The sequence below is a fragment of the Duganella sp. CF517 genome (assembly GCF_900110275.1).
In the GTDB taxonomy this organism is placed as follows: Bacteria; Pseudomonadota; Gammaproteobacteria; order Burkholderiales; family Burkholderiaceae_D; genus Rugamonas.
On record NZ_FODC01000003.1, the window covers coordinates 899,623 to 923,719 of the forward strand.

General features: G+C 65.6%; 23 protein-coding genes. 5 read left to right on the forward strand and 18 right to left on the reverse strand.

All coding sequences use genetic code 11. From position 1 onward, the window contains the following. Positions 1-11 precede the first annotated feature (11 nt). The 5 genes from BMX85_RS15440 to phaC form a co-directional block, all read right to left on the reverse strand. Positions 12-908 carry a carbohydrate ABC transporter permease gene (locus tag BMX85_RS15440; protein ID WP_090319620.1) on the reverse strand — a complete coding sequence of 299 codons (897 nt, stop codon included), beginning with the start codon at positions 906-908 and terminating at the stop codon, positions 12-14. Positions 909-911: 3 nt separating this feature from the next. Continuing rightward, entirely contained in the window at positions 912-2,183 is a 1,272-nt protein-coding gene (locus BMX85_RS15445) for an ABC transporter substrate-binding protein (RefSeq protein WP_090319623.1), read from the reverse strand. A gap of 49 nt (positions 2,184-2,232) precedes the next feature. Continuing rightward, entirely contained in the window at positions 2,233-3,615 is a 1,383-nt protein-coding gene (locus BMX85_RS15450) for a GH1 family beta-glucosidase (protein WP_090319626.1), read from the reverse strand. Positions 3,616-3,783: 168 nt separating this feature from the next. After that, entirely contained in the window at positions 3,784-4,356 is a 573-nt protein-coding gene (gene phaR, locus BMX85_RS15455) for a polyhydroxyalkanoate synthesis repressor PhaR (RefSeq protein ID WP_090319628.1), read from the reverse strand. A 203-nt stretch (positions 4,357-4,559) separates the two neighbouring features. Then, a complete protein-coding gene (gene phaC, locus BMX85_RS15460; protein ID WP_090319631.1) occupies positions 4,560-6,296 on the reverse strand; it encodes a class I poly(R)-hydroxyalkanoic acid synthase in 1,737 nt (578 codons plus the stop codon). Between the two features lie 61 nt (positions 6,297-6,357). On the opposite strand from phaC, the gene BMX85_RS15465 reads away from it, so the two are divergent. After that, complete coding sequence (locus BMX85_RS15465) at positions 6,358-6,597, forward strand: hypothetical protein (RefSeq protein WP_090319634.1); 240 nt, start codon at positions 6,358-6,360, stop codon at positions 6,595-6,597. 17 nt (positions 6,598-6,614) lie between these two features. On the opposite strand, the gene pgeF is transcribed toward BMX85_RS15465, so the two are convergent. Together pgeF and BMX85_RS15475 are read right to left on the reverse strand one after the other, a co-directional pair. Continuing rightward, positions 6,615-7,379 carry a peptidoglycan editing factor PgeF gene (pgeF, locus tag BMX85_RS15470; protein ID WP_177196784.1) on the reverse strand — a complete coding sequence of 255 codons (765 nt, stop codon included), beginning with the start codon at positions 7,377-7,379 and terminating at the stop codon, positions 6,615-6,617. A gap of 23 nt (positions 7,380-7,402) precedes the next feature. After that, positions 7,403-8,446 carry an RluA family pseudouridine synthase gene (locus BMX85_RS15475; RefSeq protein WP_229210479.1) on the reverse strand — a complete coding sequence of 348 codons (1,044 nt, stop codon included), beginning with the start codon at positions 8,444-8,446 and terminating at the stop codon, positions 7,403-7,405. 89 nt (positions 8,447-8,535) lie between these two features. Here BMX85_RS15475 and BMX85_RS15480 point away from each other — a divergent pair, with 89 nt between their 5' ends. Continuing rightward, a complete protein-coding gene (locus BMX85_RS15480; protein ID WP_090319643.1) occupies positions 8,536-9,336 on the forward strand; it encodes an outer membrane protein assembly factor BamD in 801 nt (266 codons plus the stop codon). A 57-nt stretch (positions 9,337-9,393) separates the two neighbouring features. Here the strand turns inward: BMX85_RS15480 and yaaA are convergent, their stop codons facing one another. Beyond that, on the reverse strand, positions 9,394-10,164 hold the full coding sequence (gene yaaA, locus BMX85_RS15485; protein ID WP_090319646.1) for a peroxide stress protein YaaA: 771 nt from the start codon (positions 10,162-10,164) through the stop codon (positions 9,394-9,396). Between the two features lie 52 nt (positions 10,165-10,216). Between yaaA and BMX85_RS15490 the strand changes: the two genes are divergently transcribed. The 3 genes from BMX85_RS15490 (at position 10,217) to BMX85_RS15500 (ending at position 12,921) form a co-directional block, all read left to right on the forward strand. After that, positions 10,217-10,666 (forward strand): putative toxin-antitoxin system toxin component, PIN family, encoded by a 450-nt coding sequence (locus BMX85_RS15490; protein WP_090319649.1) that lies wholly within the window; start codon positions 10,217-10,219, stop codon positions 10,664-10,666. Positions 10,667-10,734: 68 nt separating this feature from the next. Beyond that, the gene (locus tag BMX85_RS15495) at positions 10,735-11,925 is read left to right on the forward strand and encodes a pyridoxal phosphate-dependent aminotransferase (protein ID WP_090319652.1); all 1,191 of its coding nucleotides are present in this window, start codon (positions 10,735-10,737) and stop codon (positions 11,923-11,925) included. A 15-nt stretch (positions 11,926-11,940) separates the two neighbouring features. Next, positions 11,941-12,921 carry an HD-GYP domain-containing protein gene (locus BMX85_RS15500; RefSeq protein WP_090319655.1) on the forward strand — a complete coding sequence of 327 codons (981 nt, stop codon included), beginning with the start codon at positions 11,941-11,943 and terminating at the stop codon, positions 12,919-12,921. Between the two features lie 7 nt (positions 12,922-12,928). Here the strand turns inward: BMX85_RS15500 and BMX85_RS15505 are convergent, their stop codons facing one another. The 10 genes from BMX85_RS15505 to BMX85_RS15550 all read right to left on the reverse strand — a co-directional run bounded on the left by BMX85_RS15505 (position 12,929) and on the right by BMX85_RS15550 (position 24,096). Beyond that, positions 12,929-15,697, reverse strand: a complete 2,769-nt coding sequence (locus BMX85_RS15505; protein ID WP_143067987.1) for a PEP-CTERM sorting domain-containing protein — start codon at positions 15,695-15,697, stop codon at positions 12,929-12,931. A gap of 201 nt (positions 15,698-15,898) precedes the next feature. After that, positions 15,899-17,104, reverse strand: coding sequence for a tetratricopeptide repeat protein (locus BMX85_RS15510; RefSeq protein ID WP_229210480.1), 1,206 nt, complete (start codon positions 17,102-17,104; stop codon positions 15,899-15,901). Beyond that, positions 17,101-18,003: an ExeA family protein gene (locus tag BMX85_RS15515; protein WP_090319661.1), complete on the reverse strand. Its 903-nt coding sequence runs from the start codon at positions 18,001-18,003 to the stop codon at positions 17,101-17,103. The genes BMX85_RS15510 and BMX85_RS15515 overlap by 4 nt, the downstream gene beginning before the upstream one ends. Positions 18,004-18,005: 2 nt before the next feature. After that, entirely contained in the window at positions 18,006-19,787 is a 1,782-nt protein-coding gene (mshL, locus tag BMX85_RS15520; RefSeq protein ID WP_090320170.1) for a pilus (MSHA type) biogenesis protein MshL, read from the reverse strand. Positions 19,788-19,797: 10 nt separating this feature from the next. After that, positions 19,798-20,187 (reverse strand): MSHA biogenesis protein MshK, encoded by a 390-nt coding sequence (locus BMX85_RS15525; RefSeq protein WP_229210481.1) that lies wholly within the window; start codon positions 20,185-20,187, stop codon positions 19,798-19,800. After that, entirely contained in the window at positions 20,172-20,918 is a 747-nt protein-coding gene (locus BMX85_RS15530; RefSeq protein ID WP_090319664.1) for a hypothetical protein, read from the reverse strand. The genes BMX85_RS15525 and BMX85_RS15530 overlap by 16 nt, the downstream gene beginning before the upstream one ends. Next, complete coding sequence (locus BMX85_RS15535) at positions 20,915-21,625, reverse strand: hypothetical protein (protein ID WP_090319667.1); 711 nt, start codon at positions 21,623-21,625, stop codon at positions 20,915-20,917. Before BMX85_RS15535 ends, BMX85_RS15530 begins: the two co-directional genes overlap by 4 nt. Next, complete coding sequence (locus BMX85_RS15540) at positions 21,622-22,566, reverse strand: pilus assembly protein PilM (protein ID WP_090319670.1); 945 nt, start codon at positions 22,564-22,566, stop codon at positions 21,622-21,624. Before BMX85_RS15540 ends, BMX85_RS15535 begins: the two co-directional genes overlap by 4 nt. A 136-nt stretch (positions 22,567-22,702) precedes the next feature. After that, on the reverse strand, positions 22,703-23,170 hold the full coding sequence (locus tag BMX85_RS15545) for a pilus assembly PilX family protein (RefSeq protein ID WP_229210482.1): 468 nt from the start codon (positions 23,168-23,170) through the stop codon (positions 22,703-22,705). A gap of 8 nt (positions 23,171-23,178) precedes the next feature. After that, the gene (locus BMX85_RS15550; protein ID WP_177196769.1) at positions 23,179-24,096 is read right to left on the reverse strand and encodes a PulJ/GspJ family protein; all 918 of its coding nucleotides are present in this window, start codon (positions 24,094-24,096) and stop codon (positions 23,179-23,181) included. Between the last annotated feature and the right edge of the window lies 1 nt (position 24,097).

The following is a 24,097-nucleotide window of genomic DNA, read 5'->3' on the forward strand; positions in this document are numbered from 1 at the left end:
GACATATCCCATCACATCCCCTTGTCGGCGCGGCGGGTGCGCACGTAATACAGCGGCGCGACAATGGCCAGCACGGTGGCCAACAGCACGATCGATGCGGCGGAGGCCAGGCCGATATTGGCGCGGCCGAACAGATAATCCATGATGAACTTGGCCGGCACCTCGCTGGCGGTGCCGGGACCGCCCTGCGTCATCGCGACGACCGAATCGAACACCTTCACCACCATTACGAACAGCAGCACGAACGCGGTCGACACCGATGGTCCCAGCATCGGCAGCACGATGCTCACGTACACGCGCCAGCGCGGAATGCCGTCGATGCGGGCGGCCTTCCACAATTCCTCGTCGATGCCGCGCAGGCCGGACAGCATCAGCGCCATCACCAGCCCGGAAGCCTGCCATACGGTGGCGATGACGATGGTGTAGATGGCCATGTCCTGGTCGACGATCCAGTCGAACTTGGCCTCCGTGAAGCCCAGCTTGCGCAGCACCTCCTGGATGCCCAGCTCCGGATTGAGTATCCACTGCCAGATCAAGCCCGTGGCGACGAACGACATCGCGTACGGATACAGGAAGATGGTGCGCAGCGCGCCCTCCGCCATCACCTTCTGGTCGATGAACACCGCCAGCAGGAAGCCGATGATCAGGCAGGCGGCGATGAACAGCATGCCGTAGACGGCGACGTTTTGCAGCGACAGCAGCCAGCGCTCGTTGTTAAACAGGCGGATGTACTGCGAGGCGCCGACGAAATCGCTGTTGGGGAAGGTGCGCGAGCTGCTGACCGACACGCGCGCGGTCCACAACATCGTTCCCAGATAGGCCAGCAGCACGGTCAACGCCATCGGTATCAGCGCGATGTAGGCGGCGACCGAGACGCTTTGGCGTTTCTTCACAAGGGCGGGGACCATGGCCTATTGATCCTTCAGCGCGCGGGCGAAGGCTTTTTGGGCGTCGTCGGCCGACTGGTTCTTGTTCCAATAATTGGTCAGCACATCCTGCAGCGCGCCGGTGGTGTCGGGCGTGGCCAGCATTTCGGAATTGGGCAACTGGCGGCTCTTGTCGCGGATGATCGCCAGGCCCTGGCGCGCGCAGATGTCGAGCGACGATTCGTCGACGTCGCCGCGGATCGGAATGGCGCCCTTGCGGGAGTTGAAGGCCACCTGCGCGGCCGGCGACGTCACCACCGTCGCGAGCAGTTTTTGCGCCTTGATGGCGGCGGCGTTGCTGGTCTTGGGGAAGACGAAGGCGTCGCCGGCGACGATATACGGCGCCTTGGGGCCGAAGCCGGGGAAGCAGCCGAAGTCCTTGCCCGCGACCTGTTTTGCCGACGAGAACTCGCCCTTGGCCCAGTCGCCCATGATCTGCACGCCGGCCTTGCCGCTGACGACCATCGCGGTGGCGTCGTTCCAGTTGCGCCCCGGCGAGCCGGCATCGACAAAAGCCTTGAGTTTTTTAAAATCCACCAGCACCTGTTTGAAGGCCGGCGACATCACCGCCTTCTGGTCGCGGTCGCGGTACACCTTCAAATACAGGTCGGCGCCGCCGACCATCGCGAAGATGGCGTCGAAGGTGATCTTCTCCTGCCACACCTGGCCGCCGAAGGCCAGCGGCACCAGTCCGGCCGCCTTCAGCTTGGCCAGCTGCGCGAGGAACTCGTCGTAAGTCTGCGGCTCGGCGGCGATGCCGGCCTTTTTATAGGCGGCCTTGGAGTAGAAGAACCACGCCGGCATATGGATGTCGACCGGCGCGGCATAAAAGTGGCCGTCGATCTTGATCGCGGCGAGGATCGAGGCCGGCATGACCTGGTCCCACTTGCCCGCGATGGCGACGTCGTCGACGTTGTTGAGCAAGCCCTGCTCGACGAAATCGCGGAACTGCTTGGAGGTGTTGAACTGCGCCGCCGTCGGCGCATTGCCGCCGACGATGCGGTTGATCGTGGTGGCGCGCGACTGATCGGCGCCGGCCACCGCCTGGTCGATCCACTGGCCGCCAGCCTTGTTGTAGGCGTCGGCGAACTGCTTGACGGCCTGGGATTCGCCGCCGGAGGTCCACCAGTGGATCACGGTCGCCTTGAGCGGAACGCCGCCCGCCGCGGCGGCCGGCGCGCCCTGCGCGAAAGCGCCCGGGCCGGCCACGGCCAGGACAAGCGCGGTGGCGCGGGCCATATTTATCGCCTTCTTCATTCTGTCTCCTGTGGGCGTCGTGCGCCCATTTTTATTGGATGGCCGAGCGCTACGCGGTGGTCGCCGCCCTTTGCGCCAGGAACTGCGCCACCAGCTTCGCGCTGCGCTTCAGCGTGCGTTGCTGCGTGGCGTAATCCACGTGGATGATACCGAATCGGCGCTCATAACCGAAGGCCCATTCAAAATTGTCCATCAACGACCAGATAAAATAACCACGGATGTCGACGCCCGCCTTCACCGCCTGGTCGACCGCCGCCAGGTGGCGGTTCAGGAACGAGATGCGCGAACGGTCGTCGACCTCGCCGTCCACCACCTTGTCGTCCGAGGCCATGCCGTTCTCGGTGATGTAAATCGGCGGCAGGTTCGGATAATCGCGGTGGAAGCCGACCAGCAGGTGGCGCAAGCCGTCCGGATGCACCTCCCACCCCATTTGCGTGCGCTCCACGCCTTCCAGGTCCACTTCGGTGTAGCCGTTCTTGCCGTCGCTGACGACGTTGGTGCGGAAGTAGTAATTAATACCCAGGAAATCGAGCGGCGCGCCGATGATGTCCATGTCGCCGTCCAGCACCATCGGCTCGGCGCCCGGCCACAGCGCCCACAGCGCCGACGGATAGGATTTCTTCAGCAGCGGATCGAGTATCCAGTTGTTGTGCTGGAGTTCGAACAGCCATGCCGCGCGCTGGTCGGCGGCGCCGCTGCCGGTGGTCGTGCCGCGACCGACGTTGGCGACGATGCCCACCTGCGCCGCCGGATCGTTGGCCCGCAATTGCGCCACCGCCAGGCCGTGGCCGAGCAGCAGGTGGTGCATCGCCTGCGTGGCGAACACCACGTCGGTCTTGCCGGGCGCGTGGTGGCCGGTGCCGTAGCCATGCATCGCCGAGCACCATGGCTCGTTGAGCGTGGCCCAGGCGTCCACCAGGCCGGCCAGCTCGCGGCTGATCATGTCAGCGTATTCGGCGAAGCGGTAGGCGGTGTCGCGGTCGACCCAGCCGCCCTTGTCCTCCAGGTGCTGCGGCAGATCCCAGTGGTACAGCGTGACCCAGGTTTTCAGCCCCTTGGCGCGCAGCGCCGTCAGCAGGTTGCGATAGAAGGCGATGCCCTTCTGGTTCGGCTGGCCGTCGCGCGTCATCACGCGCGGCCACGAGATCGACAGGCGGTAGGCGCCCACGTTCAGGTCGGCGAGCAGCTCGACGTCCGACTGCCAGCGGTGGTAATGGTCGCAGGCGATGTCGCCGGTGTCGCCCGCCAGCGTCTTGCCGGGCGTGGCCGAGAAGGTGTCCCAGATCGACGGAATGCGGCCGTCCTCGGCGATCGCGCCCTCGATCTGATAGGCGGCGGTGGCCGCGCCCAGCAGGAATTCGGGACGCCACAAGACCGAATCGGCCGGCGGGGAAAAACTCTCTTCCAATGTGACGGATGCATCCAGGACCACAGCGACTCCCTTGTTTTGATTGTGAGTGGAAGCGCTTCCACAAGATGTTATCGATAGTACTACCGATGAAATTCGGGTGTCAACGGGAATCTGGGATTTTTGTAGCTTTGCTACAGAGGTGGGGTCAACGTCAACGTTCCCCGCCGACCGGCGGGAAACGTCACGCGATTACTTCTTGTCCGTCGGCGGAACGCCGGGAACGCCGGGAACGAACGGGAACGTGCCAAAGATGGTCTTGCTCTGGTTTTGCATTTGCTCCTGCATCTGCACGAACAAGCTCTTGCTCTGGTCGATGTAGTTGTTCATCATGCCCTGCATCATAGGGCCCTGGACGTTCATGAACTGGGTCCACATCTCCGGGCTGAAGGGCTTGCCTTCGAGGCCGCCGACCGTGGTGCCGGTGAATTTGCGCTGGATGTCGGTGAACGCCTGGACGTTCTTTTCCAGGTAGGAACCCATCATGCCCTGCATGGCGTGGCCGTAGAAGCGGATGATCTGCGCCAGCACGTCGCTGGAGAACATCGGCGCGCCACTCGCCTCCTCTTCCAGAATAATCTGCAGCAAGATGCTGCGGCTCAAGTCCTCGTTGCTCTTGGCATCGACGACGGTGAATTCCTCGTTGTCCAGCACCAGCTGCTTGACGTCCGTCAGCGTGATGTACGAACTGGTCTGCGTGTCATACAGACGGCGATTCGGGTATTTCTTGATCAGGCGTTCAGCATTTTTTTTCGCACTACTCATCACAAGTCCGTTTATTGCGCCGCAGCGCGTCCTCAAACAATTCGAAAAAAAAGCGAACGTGAGGTCCGCTTTCCGACTAACCTACCACCCTATTATAGAGGGGAAAAAGGATATCCTGCACTAACTGGAATAACTTTTGGCTTTTATTGCAACGCAACTAATTTTATAAGCCAGAAAGCAAGACCCCCTTCCCCTCCCCTGCCTCAGCCTTTGACCTTGACGTAACGGCCCGGCGCCGCCTCGATGGCCTGGTAGGTGGCGTTGCCCGGCATGGCCTTCGGCTTGACATCCTTGCCGCCGTGCTCGGCGAGGAAGGCGGCCCATTGCGGCCACCAGCTGCCCGGCGTCTCGGTCGCGCCGGCCATCCAGGCTTCCGGATCGAGCGGCTTGGCGGCGGCGCGGCCGGCCGGCTTGTCGTTGATCCAGTAGCTGCGCTTGTTCTTGACCGGCGAATTGATCACGCCGGCGATGTGGCCGGAGGCGCCCAGCACGAAGCGGTTGGCCTTCGGCTTGCCCGGGTTGAGCAGGTTCATCGACCCGAACGCCGACGTCCACGGCACGATGTGGTCCTCGCGCGAACCGTAGACGAACACCGGGGCGTCGATCGTCGACAGGTCGACCGTGGCGCCGCCCACCGTCAGCTTGCCCGGCTCGCGCAGCCGGTTCTCCAGGTACATATTGCGCAGATAGTAGCAGAACATCGGGCCCGGCAGATTGGTGCTGTCCGAGTTCCAGTACAGCAGGTCGAACGGCGGCGGTTCATTGCCCTTCAAATAGTTCGACTGCACATAATTCCACACCAGGTCGTTCGGACGCAGGCTCGAGAAGGTGCTGGCCAGGTCGCGGCCGAGCATCAGGCCGCCCTCCTTGATCTGCTGCTCGCGCATCGACACCTGGGTCTCGTCGATGAACACGTCGAGCACGCCGGTGTCGCTGAAGTCCAGCAGCGACGTCAGCAGCGTCAGGCTGGCGGCCGGGTTGTCGCCGCGCGCGGCCAGCACCGACAGCGCGGTCGACACCAGCGTGCCGCCGATGCAGAAACCGAACAGGTTCAGCTTGTCCTGCCCGCTGACCTCGCGCGTCACGCGGATCGCCTCGATCACGCCCTTTTCGATGTAATCGTCCCAGGTGGTGGCCTCGAGCGACTTGTCGGCGTTGACCCAGGAAATCATGAACACGGTGTTGCCCTGCTCGACCGCATAACGCACCAGCGAGTTTTCCGGCTGCAGGTCGAGGATGTAAAACTTGTTGATGCATGGCGGCACCATCAGCAGCGGGCGCTGGTGCACGGTGGCGGTGGCCGGCGTGTACTGGATCAGCTGGAACAGCGGGTTCTCGTGGATCACCGTGCCCGGAGTCGTCGCCAGGTTGCGGCCGACCTCGAACGCGCGCTCGTCGGACAGCGAAATATGCCCCTTGTTCATGTCGGCCAGCATATTGGCCAGGCCCTTGGTCAGGCTCTCGCCCTTGGTCTCGATCAGCTTCTCTTGCGCTTCCGGATTGGTGGCGAGGAAATTGGCCGGCGACATGGCGTCGACGATCTGCTGCACGGCGAAACGGATCTTCTGTTTTTGATGACGGCTGGTCTCGACGGTGTCGACCATCGCGGTCAGGAATTTGGCGTTGAGCAGGTATGATGCCGCATTGAACGACGACATCGGATTGCCCTGCCAGGCAGGCGAGCTGAAGCGGCGATCCTGCAGCGCCGGGGTTTTGCCGGCCAAGAAGTCCTGCCACAACGCGCCGAAGTCTTCCAGATACTGGTTCTTCAGTTTCTCCATGGCCTGGGGTTGCACGGTGGCGCCGGCGTCCTGCATGATGGCGGCCAGCGGATTGGCGTCCGGGGCGGGGAGCTTGCTGAACCAGGATTGCCACTGGGCCGGGTCGCTCATCTGCGACATCCAGGCGTTGGCAATGGCTTGAGGATCGGGCACATTCATGTTTGATTCCCTAAAAATAGTTTAAATATCTTTACCTGGACTGCTCAATGCTGAATTCTTTATGCTGATCGTTGCGATTGCGTGGGTTTACGTCGTGGGACTGATGGCGCTCACCGAGCCCACCGTCGTTGCGGGAATTGTAACGTTTTTGTTCTACTGCGTGCTGCCGTTGGGCACCTTGATGTATATCGCCGGCAGCGGCAAGCGCAAGGCCCGCCGCCGCGCCGAGGAACAGGCGGCCAGGGACGCGCGCGCCGCCGGCGCGGCCGAGGCCACCCCAGCGGCCAAGGGCGAAGACTAAGCCCGCGCCGCGTCGCTTCATTTGAGCCAGATCAAGGAGGCCTGGCGGCCGGTGACGCCGTCGCGCCGGTAGGAATAAAACCGGCCCGAATTGGAGACGGTGCAGTACTCGCCGCCATGCACCTGCATCACGCCGGCCCGGTGCAGCAGATAGCGCGCCAGCGCGTACAGGTCGCCCAGATACTTGCCGGGCTTGCCCTCGACGGGCGAGAACGCCGCCGTCACATGGCGCACGCCGGACTCGTCCAATGCGCCGTTGAGGAAGGCTTGCTTGACGTCCGGCCCGACCTCGAACTGGTAGGCGCCGATCGCCGGCCCCATCCACGCCATCAACTCGCCGGCGCCGAGCGCGCGCATCGATTCGACCGTATTCTCCAGCACGCCGGAGGCCAGGCCGCGCCAGCCGCAATGGGCGGCGCCGACGGTCTTGCCCCCGACGTCGCACAGCAGCACCGGCAGGCAGTCGGCGGTCATGATGACGCACACCTTGCCGCGCACGTTGGTGACGCTGGCGTCGGCTTCTGGCACCTGTTGCGGCGGCAGCGCCGCCAGGTCGACCACGGCGGTGCCGTGCACCTGCGTCAGCCAGGCCGGGTCGGACGGCAGCATGCCGCGCAGCAGCGCGCGGTTGTGGGCGACGTTGTGCGGCTGGTCGCCGACGTGGGTGCCCAGGTTCAGGCCGCCCTGCCCCATGCCGTCGTCATAGGGCGCGGGGCTGACGCCGCCGCGCCGGGTGGTCGACAGGGTGCCGACATTGGCGGGCAGGCCCGGCCATTTCGGCATCAACCATTGCTGATGGATAGCGTTCAAACTTGTTCCGGTTCCTCGATGCCGGCCTTGGCGATGAGCTCGGCGAAATCCTCGGCAAGCGGCACCAGCCACTCACATTGCTCGCCCGTGGCCGGGTGCACCAGGCCCAGGCGCCGCGCCTGCAAGGCCTGACGCGGAAAGACACTGGCCAAATGCTGCTTGCCATACATCACATCGCCAACCAGCGAGAAGCCGATCGACATCATGTGCACGCGAATCTGGTGCGTACGGCCCGTTTCCAGGCGGCACTGCATCAGGCTGACGGGGCGCCGGTCCAGATCTCCGCTGGCCAGCAACTCGTAGTGCGTGATGGCCGGCTTGGCGGAAAAATTGTTCGACACCGCCATCTTGATGCGGTCCTTCGGGTGGCGTCCCATCGATGCGTCAATAGTACCGCTAACGCGCGGCGTGCCCCACACCAAAGCGAAATACTCGCGCTTGACGGTGCGCGCGGCCAACTGGCGCACCAGATCGGTCTGGGCCGGCAAGGTCTTGCCGACGACCATCAGGCCGCTGGTGTCCTTGTCCAAGCGGTGGACGATGCCGGCGCGCGGCACGCCCGACAGCTGCGGGCAATGGTGCAGCAGGCCGTTGAGCAGGGTGCCGGACCAGTTGCCGGCGCCCGGATGGACCACCAGGCCGGCCGGTTTGTTGATGACGATCAGGTGCTCATCTTCATAAACGATGTTAAGTTCCATCGCTTCCGGTTTAAAAGCCTCGTCTTCCGGCGCCGGTTGGGGCAGAATGACGATCTTCTCGTCGCCGTAGACCGTGTCCTTGTTGCTTTTAGCCACTTTGCCATCGACCGTGACGAAGCCGTCGTCGATCCACATTTGCAGGCGGCCGCGCGAAAACTGCGGCACCAGCTTGGAAATGACTTTGTCCAGGCGCTGGCCGCACGCTTCCGGTGTCAGTTCCAGTTCGATCGGAGCCAGGCCGTCATCGTCGTCGCCGTAGTCGCCATCCTGGACTTCGAGTTCTGCGGGCAGGTCGGCGTCGGATTGGCGGTTGTGCTCGTGCGTGGTGGAGGATTCGGCCAAATTCGGCTTTGGAGTTAATATCACGGCATTCCCATCGGCTATAATCAGCCTATTGTAAAACTTTGGTTAAACAGCTTCTTGCAAAACATATGCAAAAAAAATTATCGGTAGTCGCAGCAACGTTGGTTCTGCTTAGTTTGTCCGCTTGCGGCATTTTCTCGGATAAAGTTGACGAGACAAAAGGTTGGACAGCTTCGAAATTATACTCGGAGGCGACCGAAGAACTCGAAGGTGCCCACTACGAGCGCGCGATTCAGCTGTACGAGCGCCTGGAATCGAGCTATCCGTTCGGTACCTACGCCCAGCAGGCGCAGATGCAGATCGCCTACGCCTATTACAAGGCGCAGGACCAGGCCCAGGCGCTGGCGGCCGTGGAGCGCTTCATCAAGCTGCACCCGAACCACAACAACGTCGACTACATGTACTACCTGCGCGGGCTGATCAACTTCAACGACCAGATCGGCTTCCTGAACTTCATCTACGCCCAGGACACGACCGAGCGCGACCCGAAGGCCACGCGCGAAGCCTACGCCGCGTTCAAGCAGCTGGTGGATAAGTTCCCGAACAGTAAGTATACGCCGGACGCGCTGGACCGCATGCGCTATCTGACCAACGCCATGGCCTCGTACGAGGTGCACGTGGCGCGCTACTACTACCGCCGGGGCGCCTATCTGGCGGCGGCCAACCGGGCGATGGGCATCATGAGCGACTACCGCGACTCGCCGGCGATTGAAGAGGCGCTGTTCATCATGATCCGCAGCTACGACAAGCTGGGCATGACCGAATTGCGCGACGACACCATGCGCGTGTTCAAGCTGAACTACCCGACCAGCAAATTCCTCGACGAAGGCAAAAAAGCCGAACGTCACTGGTGGAAACTCTGGAATTAACAAAAAACCGGGATGCGCTCCCGGTTTTTTGTTAGCGCACGGCGCCTTTACCCATTTTTACGCGGCCACCTTGCGGCGGAAAATCCAGGTGCCGTCGGTCGAATCCTTCTTATCGAACGCATAACCGTCGACATCGAATTTCTTCAATTTTTGCGGATCGGTGATGCCCTTGACGGCGGCGTAGCGCGCCATCAGGCCGCGCGCCCGTTTGGCGTAGAAGGAAATGATTTTATACTTGCCGTTCTTCCAGTCCTCGAATTGCGGCGTGATCACCGGCACATCGAGCAGCTTGGGCTTGACCGACTTGAAATATTCTTCGGACGCCAGGTTGACCAGGGTGCCGGCGCCCTGCTCGCCGGCGGTCTTGTTCAGCGCCCGGGTGATGGTGTCGCCCCAGAAGTCGTACAGGTTCTTGCCGCGCGGGTTGCTCAGGCGCGTGCCCATCTCGAGCCGGTGCGGATGGATCAAATCGAGCGGACGCAGCATGCCGTACAGTCCGGACAGGATGCGGATGCGCGACTGCGCGTAGTCCAGTTGCTTCGGCGTCAAGGTGCGCGCCTCCAGTCCGCCGTAGACATCGCCGTTGAAGGCCATGACGGCCTGGCGGCCCTCGGCGGTGTCGTGCGTCCACGATGCGTAGCGGGCGACGTTGAGCGCCGACAGGTTGTCGGACAGATCCATCAGCTCGCCGATCTGCACCGGCGAAAATTCGCGCAGGCGCTCGATCAGTTGCGCCGAGTGGTCGAGGAAAGCGGGTTGGGAGTGCAGCTTGGTGGTCGGGGGCGTCTCCAGGTCGAGACTTTTGGCGGGCGAAAGCACTATCAGCATAAGATTTCTACGAAGTCCAAATAATTTCAAATAAGCCTACTTAACTTCCGACATGATACCTGTTCCAACAAATCCCGCACCGGCCCGCATCGTCATCGACACCAACGTCTGCCTCGACCTGTTCGTGTTCCACGATCCGCGCTGGGCCGACCTGCTGGCCGCGCTCGAAAGCGGCGCCGTCGAAGCCGTCACCCGCGCCGATTGCCGCGACGAATACAACATCGTGCTGCACTACTCCCACCTGCCGCTCGACGAGGCCAGCCGGCCGCTGGCGGCGGCGCGCTTCGACGCGCTGATCAAGGTGGTCGCGCCGGCCGAGTCCGGCATTCGCCTGCCCGTCTGCACCGACAAGGACGATCAAAAGTTCCTCGAGGTGGCGCGCGACGCCGGCGCCGAGGTGCTCATCACCAAGGACAAGGCGCTGCTCAAACTGGCGCGCCGCCTCGCCAAGGCGGGCATGTTCAAGGTCGTCGTGCCGGAGGCGTGGCGGCTCGAACGATAGATTTTTTACGCAACACCAAAGCGCGCGCGCTGAGCTAGAATAGGTCATTCGTTCACTCTCCAGCCGCCATGAATAGCCGCAACGATCTCCATACCGATCTTCCGTTGACGCCGACCCTGACCAGCCGCCTGCCGGCCGTCGGCACCACCGTTTTCACGCGCATGTCGACGCTGGCCGCGCAGTCCGGCGCCGTCAACCTGGGCCAGGGCTTCCCCGATTTTTCGTGCGAGCGCAGCCTGCTGCAGGCCGTCACCGACGCCATGCAGGCCGACTTCAACCAGTATCCGATGATGAGCGGCGCGCCCGTGCTGCGCAAGGCCATCGTCGCCAAGATCGCGGCCCTGTACGGCCACCAGTACGACGTCGACACCGACATCACCGTCACCGCCGGCGCCACGCAGGCGCTGACCACGGCCATCCTGTGCTGCGTGCATCCGGGCGACGAGGTGATCGTCATCGAGCCGGTCTACGACAGCTATGTGCCGGCGATCAATCTCGCCGGCGGCGTGGCCGTCGGCGTGCAGATGGAGATGGGGCCGACCGGCTACACGGTGCCGTGGGCCAAGGTGGCCGCCGCCGTCAGCGGCAAGACGCGGCTGATCGTCATCAACACGCCGCACAACCCGACCGGCAGCGTGCTGCGCGGCGCCGACATGCACGCGCTGGCCGACATCGTGCGCGGCACCAACATCCTGATCCTGTCGGACGAAGTCTACGAACACATGGTCTACGACGGCCAGCGCCACGAGTCCGTGTGCCGCCACGCCGAGCTGGCCGCGCGCGCCTTCGTCGTCTCCAGCTTCGGCAAGACCTACCACGTGACCGGCTGGAAGCTCGGCTATGTGGCCGCGCCGCCGGCGCTGACGGCCGAGTTCCGCAAGGTCCACCAGTACAACGTCTTCAGCGTCAACACGCCGATGCAACATGGCGTGGCCGGCTACATGGCCGATCCGGCGCCGTACCTGACCTTGCCGGCGTTCTACCAGCGCAAGCGCGACCTGTTCCGCGACGGCCTGGCCGGCAGCCGCTTCGAACTGCTGCCGGCCGACGGCACCTATTTCCAGTGCGTGCGCTACGACAAAATCTCGACGCGGACCGAGGCCGAATTCGCCGAGTGGCTGACCACCGAGATCAAGGTCGCGGCGATCCCGGTGTCGGCGTTTTACCAGCAAGGCAAGGAGTCCGGCATCGTGCGCTTCTGCTTCGCCAAACGAGACGAGACCTTGGCGCTCGCGCTGGAGCGGCTGGGCAAAGTATAAATCGGGGACATCATCATGGCCGATACCAAACACCGCGACCCGCCGGGCGTCGCCACGCTGGCGCAAGCGGCGCCGCCGTCGGTGCTGCACCAACTGAACGTGTCGAACCGGCGGCTGGAGCGGCTGCTGCAAAACCTGCGCAACGAGCACGACGCCGAAAGCGAGCTGCGCGACATCGCCCGCGAGGTGGTGCGCGCCGTCGACCTCAATCCCGACGTCGCCCTCGCCTGCATCTTCCTGTGCCAGATCGCCGGCAGCTACGCGGTGCGCCACTGCATCGAGACGGCGGTGGTCATCGTCGTCATGTCGCGCAGCCTCGGCAAGGCCGACGCCGACACCCTGACCGTCACGGCGGCCGCGCTGACGATGAACGTCGGCATGCTGCGCCACCACGAGAGTTTCCAGAACAAGCACAGCCTGAGCACGGAAGAAATGGCCATCGTGCACCGCCACCCGGCCGACAGCGCCGACCTGCTCAAGTGCGCCGGCATCGAGGACGAGGAATGGATTTCGTGCGTGCTGCTGCACCACGAGAACGATGAGGGCAGCGGCTACCCGGCCGGCATCGCCAGTCCGCAGGTGACGTTCAACGCCAAGCTGCTCAGCCTGGCCGACCGCTATTGCGCGCAAGTGTCGGCGCGCAACTACCGGCGCTCGGTGCTGCCGGACCAGGCGCTGCGCAACCTGATGGGCGACAAGGGCTCGCCGGTCGATCCGGCGCTGGCCCTGCATTTCCAGCGCGAACTGGGCGACTTCCCGCCCGGCTGCCTGGTGCGGCTGGCCAGCGGCGAGATCGGCGTCGTCAGCCAGCGCCTGGCCGGCGGCGACGCGTTGCAGGTGCACCGCCTGCGCGACGCTTCCGGCGCGCCGATACCGCCGGCCGACCAGCGCGGCGCCGCCGGCGAGCGCCACACGATCGCCGAGGCGCTCAGCGAGGACCAGGCCGCGATCCGCTTCAGCATGAAGCAGATCTGGGGCCCGCAGGCCAGCCTGTAGCGCCCGGTTAAGCGCGCGCGCCGACCGCCTTGCGGCGCCGCGCCACGATCGCCATCCCGCCCAGGCCGATCATCATCATCATCCAGCTCGACGCTTCCGGCACGGCCGACGCGCCCGGACCGCCCGTCGGCGTGCCGTAGCCAACAGGGCCGCCACCCAGCACATAGTTGAACGCGTAGCCGTACGCGGCGCCGGCGAGCGACGAGCTGACGTAGATGTCCTGCTCGCCCGCGCCGAACCAGCCGAGATCGAGCACGCCGCCGTTGAAGAACCGGTTGGCGTCGCTCAGCGACGTGAACGACCGGCTGAACAGCAAGTTGCCGCCGCTGCTGATCGACAGGTCGAGCGTGTCGAAGCCGGTGCCGCCGGCGGCCAGGAAGGCGATCAGCAAATGCTGGTCGACCGCCGACACGAAGTGGAACGAGTTGGAGTTGCTGCCCAGCGCCGGCGATGGCTGCGACGGATCGTCGCCACCGGAGGCGCCCTGCATGCCGACGCCGTACAGCTCCGGCATGGCGGCGGCGACGGCCGCGCCCACGCCGAGGGCGGCGGCGCCACCGGCCGGGGCCGCGCCGGCGTAGGAAAACAGCTGGTTGTCGCCGACCGCGCCGTCGCCGGCCGCCAGTGCGAAGCCGGCGGCGTCGAAGCGGCTCGACGCCACGGCCGTGCCGTGCGCATAGCCGCCGCCCACGTTGGCGTAGAAGGCGACCGGGGTACCCTTGGCGCCGACGGCCGTCGCGATCGCGAGCGCACTCATCTGCTCGCCGCTGGCCTTGGCGCTGGCGTTGCTCACCCCGCCCAGCGACGACGTCTGCGCGACCGCGCGCGCCGCCGACAGGTACGGGCTGGTGCTGTAGTTCATGCCGCTCAGGGCTTGCGCCGCGACGCTGACCACGCCGCTGCCGGAGGCGCCGTACGCGCTGGCGGCGGCGGGGCTGTAGATGTTCTGGTTCGGTTGCGGGGTGAACGTGTTGCGCGCGATCGCCGTCAACGTGACGTCGTGCGCGCCGCTGGTGACGCCGCTGGCGTTGGCCTCGGCGCGGCCGCTTTCGGTGTAGAAGTAGTAGAACACCCCTCCTTCGGCCTGCGCCGTGCCGGTGATGTCGCCGCCGGCATCGATGCGCAGGTCGGCAAAGGCGCTTTGACTGGCGCCGCTGCCGATCGCGTAGGCGCCGGCCGTCACGGCGGCCGTGCCCCCGGCGCTGCCGGCGTTGACGACGGTGCGCGCGGTGGCGGCGCCGTAGTGGCCGCGCGACGAGGAGTTGTCGCCCAGGCCGGCGATCGCCCGCGATTCCACATTGACCGCGCGCGCGCCGGTGGTGGCGACGTTGACGCTGCTGTTGGCGTTGCCGCCGCGGGCATAGCTGGCCCCGCTGGCGCCGGCGCCGACCAGTTCCAGCGTGGCGCTGGCGTCGCCGTCGCCGTATTCCCAGCTGTGGCGCGGGCCGCCCATCTCGCCGCCCACCGCGCGCACCGTGCCCGTCGCCAGGCCGCCGGCGTCGATGGTCAACAGGCCGGTGGCGCCGGCGCCGGCGGCGCCGCCGTTTTGCCCGCCCAGGGCCTCGGCCGATCCCGTGACCGCCGCCTTGCCGGCCAGCTTGGCGATGGCGGTGGCGGCGCCGGCGTCGCCGCCGTTGACGCGGAAGATCCAGCCGGTGACGTCGCCGCCGCTGGCCTTGACGCTGCCGTCGACGTCGGCGCCGGCCCGGGTCGACGTCAGATACAGTTCGGCCCGTCCGCTGCCGGCTGCCGGCGCCGCCGCCTCGGTGTAGCCGCCGGCGTTGCCGCCCTTGGCGGTGACGCCGGCTTTCAGCGCGCCGGCCTGGCTGTCTTTGAGCGCGAGTGTCGAGACGGCGTTGCCGCCGGCGTTGTTGGTCGGCGGCACCGGCAACTGGGCCACGCCGCCATAGCCGTTGAAGGCGGCCGCGCCGCCGTTGCCGCCGATCGCGTGCTGCAGCAGCGACAGCACGCCGCTGGTCGCCCCCGCCACCATGTTTTGCAGCGAGACGGCCGCGCCGGCGCCGGCCGGCGCGTTGAAGTTGTTGGCGCTGCCGCCATTGCCCCCGGTCGCCTGCGCCAGCACCGACACGTTGCCCGTGGCCGAATAAGCCGACGCGCGCGCGGTGGCCTGGCCGCCGTCGCCGCCCCGGCCGGCCCCCATGACGACGGAGTCGCCGCCATTGCCGCCGGTGGCGTAAGCGCGGGCCGAGACCGCGCCGGACACGGCGGTGCCGCTGGCGAAGCTGGAGGCGTTGCCGCCGGCGCCGCCGTTGCTCAGCGCCGGGTCGGTGCCGAAGGCGAACTGCTCCCCCGCCCCCACGTGGCCGCCGTTGCCGCCGACGACGTTTGCCTCGGCGCCGATGGCGCCGGTCACCGACAACGCGGTCGAGCGCCCGAGCGCCGCCGCGCCGTTGCCGCCGTTGCCGCCGAGGCCGCCGAACCCGTATTGGCAACCGCCAAAGCCGCAATCCGGGCTGGTCGGGTCCGGCACGGGCGGCAAGCCGATCCCGCCGTCGCCGCCGTTGCCGCCCGTCAAGAACAGGCGGCCGGGGGTGCCGGACGTCAGCAAGGTGTGGGTCAGGTCGAGCGCGTTGCCGCCCTTGCCGCCGTGCGGCGTGGCGGCGGTCCCCGGCGCGCCAACGGCGCCGTTGGCGCCGGTCACCTTGTGGTCGATCGCGTACGCCTGGCTGACCACCAGCGACAACAGCAGCGGTGCGATGCCGGCAATATGGCGCGACGGTGTAACGGAGCATGTCCGTAAGTCCAAAGTATTCATTAAGCTGACCCCGAATAATATTCTTAGAGATGCAGGCGGACTTGGCCGCCTGCCCGATGGCATTGCCAAGAATGCCATCTTATCTCAATTTAATTATAAGATTTGTAACGTCAGAAAAATTTAACTTTTAATGTGAACATGTGCGCGCGCGGTCACGCCACCGCTTCGGCGCGGCGGCGCGCGACGCCGGACCGGCACCGGCTAACGCGCCAGCTGCTCCAGCTTGCGGTCGATGAAGGCCAGCAATTCCGGCGTCATGCCGGCCGCCGCGCGCGCGCGCACATAGGCCTCGCGCGCCTGCGGCAGGTGGTCGTCGGCCTGCAGTGAAATAGCCAGGCCCATCCACCAGACGCCGTTGTCCGGCGCCAGTTGCAACGCGTCGCGATAATAGCGGGCCGCCTCGGCGTGGCGTTGCCCGCGCTGCAGCACGCCGGCCAGGAAGGCCAGGTAGTCGGCGTTGTTGCCGGCATACGGCAGCGTCGCCATCAAGGTTTCCAGCGCCGGCCCGCCGCGCTCCAGTTGCAGCCGCGCCAGCACCATCGCCAGCCCCGGCTGGCGCGGATCGATGCCCAGGGACAGGCGCAACTGGCGGATCGCCTCGTCGGTGCGTTTATTCTCCAGCAGCAGGCTGACGTAGGTCTGGCGCGCGGCCTCGTTGCGCGGATCGATCTCCAGCGCGCGTTCCAGGTCGGCCATCGCCACGCTCAGTCGTCCCTCCTGCAAGGCCACCAGCGCGCGGCGATAGGCGCCGTCGGATTCCAGTTTGGGCGTCAATTCGCGCCGGCTCACGCCTTCCCGCACGCCTTCCCTAACGTTTTCCCTAACGCTTTCCGCCTGTGCCGGCTTGCGCTCGGGACGGCGCGCGTCGCTCTCCGGCAGCGGCCGGCGCGGCCTGGGCGCGATGGCGTCGCCGGCCGCCGGCACGGCGCCGGACGGCCGCTCCGGCGCCGCCAACGCGCGCGGCGCAGCGGATATGGCCGGCGGTGCGTCAAACTGGATCGGCTGGGCGGGTTTGCGCGCCGGGTTGGCAAGCGGGTTGGCAAGCGGGTTGGCAAGCGGTTCTGCGAGCGGTTCGGCCGGCGGCGCGGCCGATTCCGGCGCCGCCGGCCTGGCCGTATCGATCACCGGCGCCGCCGGCGGCGGCGCGCTGGCCGCGCCCGGCGGACGCTGGTTGACCACCACCTTCGGCACCGGGGCCGGCGGCGCGCGATGACTCTGCCAGTACTGCCAGCCATACCAGCCGCAGGCAGCCAGCACGGCGGCGGCCACGCCGGCGCCCGCGAGCACCAGCGGCCGGCGCTCGTGCTCCAGCGCCGGCACCGCTTTTAATTCCTGGGGGTTGACCGCGCCGTCGCCGGCGCCGCCGCGCTTGTCCAGATCCTGCAACATTTTATTGATCAGGCTCATTTGGTCAGCGCCCACGTCAGCCCGCACGCCGCCACCAGCACGCTGACGCCGGCGGCCAGCCACGGCCAGCGCACGCCGGCGCGCGCGCCGACGACTTCGTTGGTGTCGCGCGCGGCCAGGCCGACGTGGCGGCGCGTGACCTGCTGCCTGCCCTCGCCAAAGCACAGCATCAGCGACTTGTTGGCCATGATGTTGACCACCCGGGGAATGCCGCCGCTGGCGCGGAACAGCTTGCCGATCGCGCCGCGGCTGAACAGGCGCCCGCCCGTGTAGCCGGCCACCCGCAAGCGGTGCGCCAGATAGTATTCGATGTCGTCCCGGCTCAGCGGGCCGAGGTGGTAATGGAAGGTGATCCGCTGCGCCAGCTGGCGGATCGAATTGGCCTGCAGATGCTGGTTCAGCTCCGGTTGCCCGAACAGCACGATTTGCAGCAGCTTGCGCTTTTCCGTCTCCAGATTGCTCAGCAGCCGCAACGCTTCCAGGCTCTCGACCGGGATCGCCTGCGCCTCGTCGAGCAACAGCATGACCTGCTTGCCGGCGTGCGCCAGCTCGATCAGGCGGTAGGTGATCGACTTGAGCATCTGGTGCTGGTCGACATCGCGCGCCAAGGTCACCTCCAGCTCGTCGGCCAGGGCCAGCATCAGCGTGCGCGGCTCCAGGAACGGATTGGGGATGTAGGCGGTGACGAACTCCGGCCCGACCGTGGCGATGAACTTACGGCACAGCAGCGTCTTGCCGGTGCCGACCTCGCCGGTGATCTTGATGAAGCCCTCGCCGCTCTTGGCGGCCACCAGCAAGGTGTTCAACGCCTCCTGCGAATGCGGGCTGGTGAAGAAATAGCTGGTATCCGGCGTGATGCTGAACGGCGCTTCGCGCAGGCCGAAGTGTTTGCTGTACATGATTAATTGCGCTCCCTGGCGCGGCGCGGATCGAGTTCCTTGATGCGGCGGCTGCTGTCGAGCAAGTCCTGGTTCCAGTCGGCGCTCGATTCGACGATGGTCGGCTTGATCAGCACCACCAGCTCGCGCTTCTGGATCACCTCGCCGCTGGCGCGGAACAGGGCGCCGACCACCGGAATGTCGCTCGCGCCCGGCACGCCGGAGCGGTCCGACGTCGTCGCCTGGCGCATCAGGCCGCCGATGGCGACCACCTGGCCGTCCTGGCCGCGCACCATGCTGTCCATCTCCGAGGTCGACGACGCCGCCAGCGGCAGGCTGAAGTTACCCAGGGTGCCCAGGTTGACGCCCTTGTTGACGGTCGATACCTGGCTCACCGACGGGTGCACGTGCAGGATGATATTGCCGTGGTCGTCGATCTGCGGCGTCACGTCCAGCACCACGCCGGAGAAGAACGGTTGCAACGTCAGCGTCGGCGTGGTCACGCCGTTGCCGGTGCCGCTGGTGGTGGTCGTGGTGCTGATGCCGGTGACGAAAAACTCGTCGGTGCCGATTTTCAGCAGCGCCTTTTGGTTGTTCAGCGTCGCGATGCGCGGGCTCGACAGCACGTGCACCGTGCCCTGCCCTTCGAGGAAGGAAATCAGCGCGGCGAAATTGCTGGTCTGGAACGCCAGGCCGAACAGCGAGCCGACCGCGTCGGACACCGCCCCGATCGACGCGCCGGGCACGGCCACCGTGCCGACGGGGCCGGAACTGCCCAGCGAGCCGGTCGCGCTCACGCCCAGCGGCGTCAACGACGAGCCCGGCTGCACCAGGCCGGCCGAGATGCGGCTGTTGGTGCTGAGCTTGCCGAAGGCCGCCCAGTTGATGCCGCTCTGGAAGTTGCTGTTCAACTCCACCTCGAGGATCTTCGCCTCCAGGATCACCTGGCGGTCGACCGACAACTGGGTCGCGCGCAGGTACTGGTCGACGTTGCGCAGCTCCTCCGGCATGGCGCGGATCACGATCACGCCCGACTGCGGGCTGATGGTCACGCTGCGGCCGTCCTTGCCCGGCTCGATGATCGCCTCGAGCGCCGTCTTGAGCTCCAGCCAGAAATCGCTGGCGGACGTGGTTTGCACGTTGGCCGCGTCGCGCTGGCTCTGGTTGCCGCCGGCGTTGTTGCCGTTGTTGCCCGAGTTGTCGTTGTTATTGTTGCCCGAATTATTGTTGCTGCCCGAACCGTTTTGCGAACCGCTGTTGCTGGTGCCGGCGCTGGCCACCGACGTCGACGACACGCGCAGGCTCGACACGCCCTTGCGGATCGCGGTCAGGTAATTGACCTTGAACATCTTGGTCTGCATCGTCAGCGGGCGGATATAGATGCGGGTGCCTTCGATCTTGTAATCGTAGCCGTACAGCTCGCGCACCGCGTCGAGCGCCTCGACCAGGGTCACATCCTTCAGGTTGGCGGTGATGTTGCCGGTCACTTCCGGATTGATCAGCATGTTGTAGCGGGTGCCGGCCACGATCGAGTTGAAGAACTGCTGCACCGGCACGTTGTTGAACGACACGTTGAAGCGCTCCTCGAGCACCGCGCGCGCCTTCGGCAAATGATCGGCCAGCTGCGACACCGGCGGCAGCAAGGCGCTGGCCACGGCGTCGGCCTGCGCGGCGGCCGGCGGCTTGGCCTTGAGCGCCGCATCGACCTCGGCGTTGATCTTGTTGTAGGTATCGCGCTTGGGCGGCGTCGAGCAGCCGTTCAGCAGCAGCGTCGTCAGGAGGGCGATGGTCAGTATTTTTTGCATATGCATTCGTTTAACGTTGATGAACGGGCGTCTTGCCGCCCGTCCCGGTGTCGGGGAACAGGGTCAACACCTGTCTCGCCCGTCCGTGTTGCAACACCACTTGATTCTTGTCGATCTGGACCAGCACGGCGCCGTTGATCTTGTCGCCCTTGCGCAGGGTCTGGCCGTCGATCACCGCTACCTCGCGTCCGCGCGTGCCGATCAGAATCGACTGCAGGCGCGGGCCGGCGCTGACCACTGGCGCATCGGCCGCGCCCGGCGCCAGCAGGCGCGATTCCGGCGGCGGCTGGGTCGGATCGGCCAAGCTCTGCGCGCGCGCGGGCAAGGCCGCCAGCAGCAGCGCCGACAGCGCGCCGGCCAACCACGCATGCCGCACGGCGGCGCTCATAGCTTCATCCATTTCTGATCCAGACTCAGTGTGTACAAGGTCAAGGTCAGGCGCGAATTCGGATACTGCTGCGCGTCCAGGCTGGCTTTACCCCAGAACAGCTGCACCGGCAATGCCTCCAGCGCCGCCATATAGCTGACCATATCCAGATAACTGCCCTGCAGCACGATTTCCACGCCGTGCCGATACAGCAACTCGCGCGGTTTGTTCGCGGCGGCCGGCTGGATAGGCGGATTTGCCTGAGATGGCGCGGCGGCCGGGGCGGCGACGGTCGCTGCCGGCGGCGCGGATTCCGCGAAGCTCTCGCTCATGCCGGTCACCGGCAGCGTCTTCATCGCCATCAACCGCAATTTTCCGTGGCCGCCGAGCAGGTTTTCCAGCAGCGGCGCGATCTTCTCCGGCGCCACCAATCCCTTTTGCACCGCCAGCAGGCCGGCGCTGACACGGTCGATCTCGGCCCGCGCGGTGTGCAACCTGGCCTTCTCCTGCGCGTCGGGATCGAGGTTGAAGCCTTGCGCCTTGGCCGTGATTTCCATGTCGATGCCGGCGATCTGGTTTTGCTGCTGCCGGATCTGCGCCAGCAGCAGTTTTTGTTTGACCAGCATCGGCTCGACCGCCATCGTATAAATCAGGAACAGGACCGCCGCCGTCACCGCCACGAACACCATCGCCCGCTCGCGCAAGGTCAGCGCGTCCAGCCTGGTGCTCAGCTTGAGCCATTGCTGTTGTAGTTGCTGCTTCATTGCTCGGTCCTCGCCACGGCGGTCGATTGCAGGCTGAATTGAACGAACGGCGCCGTGGCCGAGGCCGGCGGCGCGGCCATCGGAGCGGCGGCTGGAACGGCGCCACCGGCGATGGCCGCCGGCGCGGATGGCGGCGCGGCGGCCGGCATCAGTTGCGCCTCCGGCCGTGAAATATCGAGGCTGGCGAAACTCTTGCCGTGCATGATAGGTTCGGACTTCAGGCGCGCGATGTAGGCCGGGATCAAGGTCGGCTGCATCGCGCGTCCCTGCACGCCGATATCGTTGCCGGCGCCCACGATGGACACGCCCGTCAGCCACAGCCCGCTGACGTTCTGCCGCGCGAACGCCCGGAAATACTCGGCATAGCCGGCCGCGTTGCCCAGCGTACCGTCACGCAGCACCGCTTCGACTTGTTGCAGCGACCGCAGTTCCGCCTCCGCCTGCGCGACCTCGGTCGCGATGGTGGCGCTTTTCTGGCGCGGCGCGAACTGTTTATTGGCCTCCACCAGACGGCGCTCGCGGTCGGCCAGCAAGGTCTTGCCGGACGCGGCGGATTGCTCCAGCGCGGCCACGCGCTCGCCGGCATACCACGTCAGCAGCAGCGCGCCGGCGACGATCACGCCCAGCGCCTCGGCCATCGGCAGAGCCGTGAACACCTTCTTCTGCTTGAGGAAGATGGGGTTGAACAGGTTGATCTGCTGGCTCACAGCACCACCTCCTCGTGCCGCAGGGCCGCGCCCAGGGTCAGGAAGAAACGCTGCTGCTGCTCGACGTCCAGCAGCGCCGGCGCCTGGCTCAGATCGAATACGTCCTCCAGCCCCATCGCCTCGACCGGCATGTAGAGATTAGCCGCCAGATACTCGTGCAAGCCCTGCGCGCCGGTCGGCGCCAGCAGCAGCTTGATCACGTTGACGTAATTGAACTGGCGGTCGAAGTGATCGAGCGAGCGCTGCAACTCCAATGTGATTTTGTCGAATAAGGCTTGCTGCTTGTCGGTGTCCGGTTCCAGCAACTGCGGCAAGGTCACGTCGATGCGGCGCGACAGATACAGCTCGCCCTTGAAGGTGATCGTCAGCAGGCCGCCGTCGCCGTCGAACGACAGCATGGCCAGGCCCCGGCCCTCGGTTTCCAGCAGCGCCGAGATGTTCCGCTGTGCCATCTCCGGGATGTCGATGACGTTCAGTTCGATCTTCGCCTCGGCGAACAGGCCCTGGCGCGACTGGATCAACGCGTTGCGGGCGGCGATGGCGAACATCGAATGGGCGCGCGACGGCGCGTTCGGATCGACCGGAATATCGAGCACGTCGATGGTGGCGTCGTCGACATGGAAGTCGAGCATATCCTTCAAGCGCCAGCGCACGGCGGTCTTCAATTCATCCTGCGGGACGTTGGGCGCATCGACGGTCAGCATCTGGTATTCGCCGCCGCTCAGCATCGTGCCGAACAGGAAATTGGCGGCCTTCAAATCCTTGCTCACTTTTTCCAGCGATTCGGCGGACGGAGCGGCGTTCGACGGATAGAACGACGACAGCTCGACCACCGCCTTGGCGTCGGGCACGCGCTGCACGCGGCCAGCGCAAATGCCGTCGCGCTGGAACGAGACGGTCAGCCAGCCATCCTTTTTTTTGCTTCTTTTGAGGAATCCCATACCAGCGACCTAAATGGTTACCAGCACACGAGGTTTACGCGCTAGTTGGTTGATTATATTCAAGTTACACCGCTCGTTTACCAAAAATTAATAGTAATGCCACAAAAATACTTACATTGTCGTGTGGCTTGTTTCTTTATAGCTGCGCGTCGATCCTCCGTTGCACATAATCGGGGCCGGGTGCGGTGGTGTTCGGGCAAACGCCCGTTACCGGGTCGGGCTGGTTGCACGCGACCGAGCGGACAAGTATGCTGCGGGCCGTTGGATCGTTGGCCGGCACGCCAGTGCCGTATCCAGCCGCGCGCTGGCCGCAGGTCACGGTCACGGTAAAGGAGGACAAGGTCTGCGCCGGCATCGCCATCGTGTGGGTGGCGGGGCAACCCAACGGATTGTTCGCCAGTCCGCCGCCGGTCCGCAGGCTGACATACAACGCCCATTCGATACCCGCGCGCGCCGCCTGATAGGCGCGCGCGCCCTGCTCGTCCTGCGTGGCCGCGCTTTGCTGCGAGGTCGTCAGCGACACCACCGCCACCGCCAGCCCGGCGAGCACCACCAACAGGAAGATGGCGGTCACCAGCGCGACCCCGCCCGATTTGCGTGTCATCCTGCGCGTCATGGCGTATTGTCCACGTGAATCTGGTGGGTCAGCGTGACCGTTTCCAAACCGTTTGCAGCGCCTGGGCTGGCTCGCCCCAGGACCAGCGTCAACCCGATCAACGCGCTCTGCCGGCTGGCTACCGTGCCGATGGTGAAGGTGCAAGCGACAACGTTATTGGCCAGCATGCGACCAGCCGCAGCCGTCGGCTGCGGCTGTACAGCGGCGAAATTGGCGGCGACAAACCGGGTCAGGGTGCCGCTGCCGTTGGCCTGGCCGTCGCAGCGGAACGTGACCGGCGTGGTGACAACCTGGAACCGCTGGTCGGGCGAAGGATTTTGCGGTGCGAGGGCATACGGATTTTTGCCGTTGTTGGCGGGCTCTCCCGCTGCCGCGCTTTCGTAGGAGATCGTGCGGTTGGCGATGTTCATACCAGTGACGAGCGCCAGATTATCGCGGTTATAGGCATCCGCGTTGACGAAGCCGGGGCCGAGATTGTAGATGGCGATATAGCTGGAGCCCGTCTGCGCCAAAGCCGGCATGGGCCCGATCACGTTGAACGGCGCGGCGACCGGGTTCGTGAAGCTCAGCGGGCTAGCGGCACTGCCAGGGTTGTCCTCCATCGCCAGGTACTTCCCGCCCGAGACGGTGGGGATGAACTCGAGCCACCAGACATTGCCGACGACCGTGAGGCGTACGCTGTTGGGCAACGCCGAACGTAGTTCACGCGCCATGCGGCGCAGCGCCAGATCGGCGGCGTCGCTCACCTCCGCGCGCGCGGCCGCGTCGGTGTAATTTTGCACGGGCCTGCGGATGAACAACACCATGATACCGGCCAGTATCCCGGTAATGACCATGACGACGACCGCCTCCACCAGCGTGAAACCGCGCTGCGGAGGCGTCGAACGCGGGTAGCGTCGCGGGTTGGTCGTCACG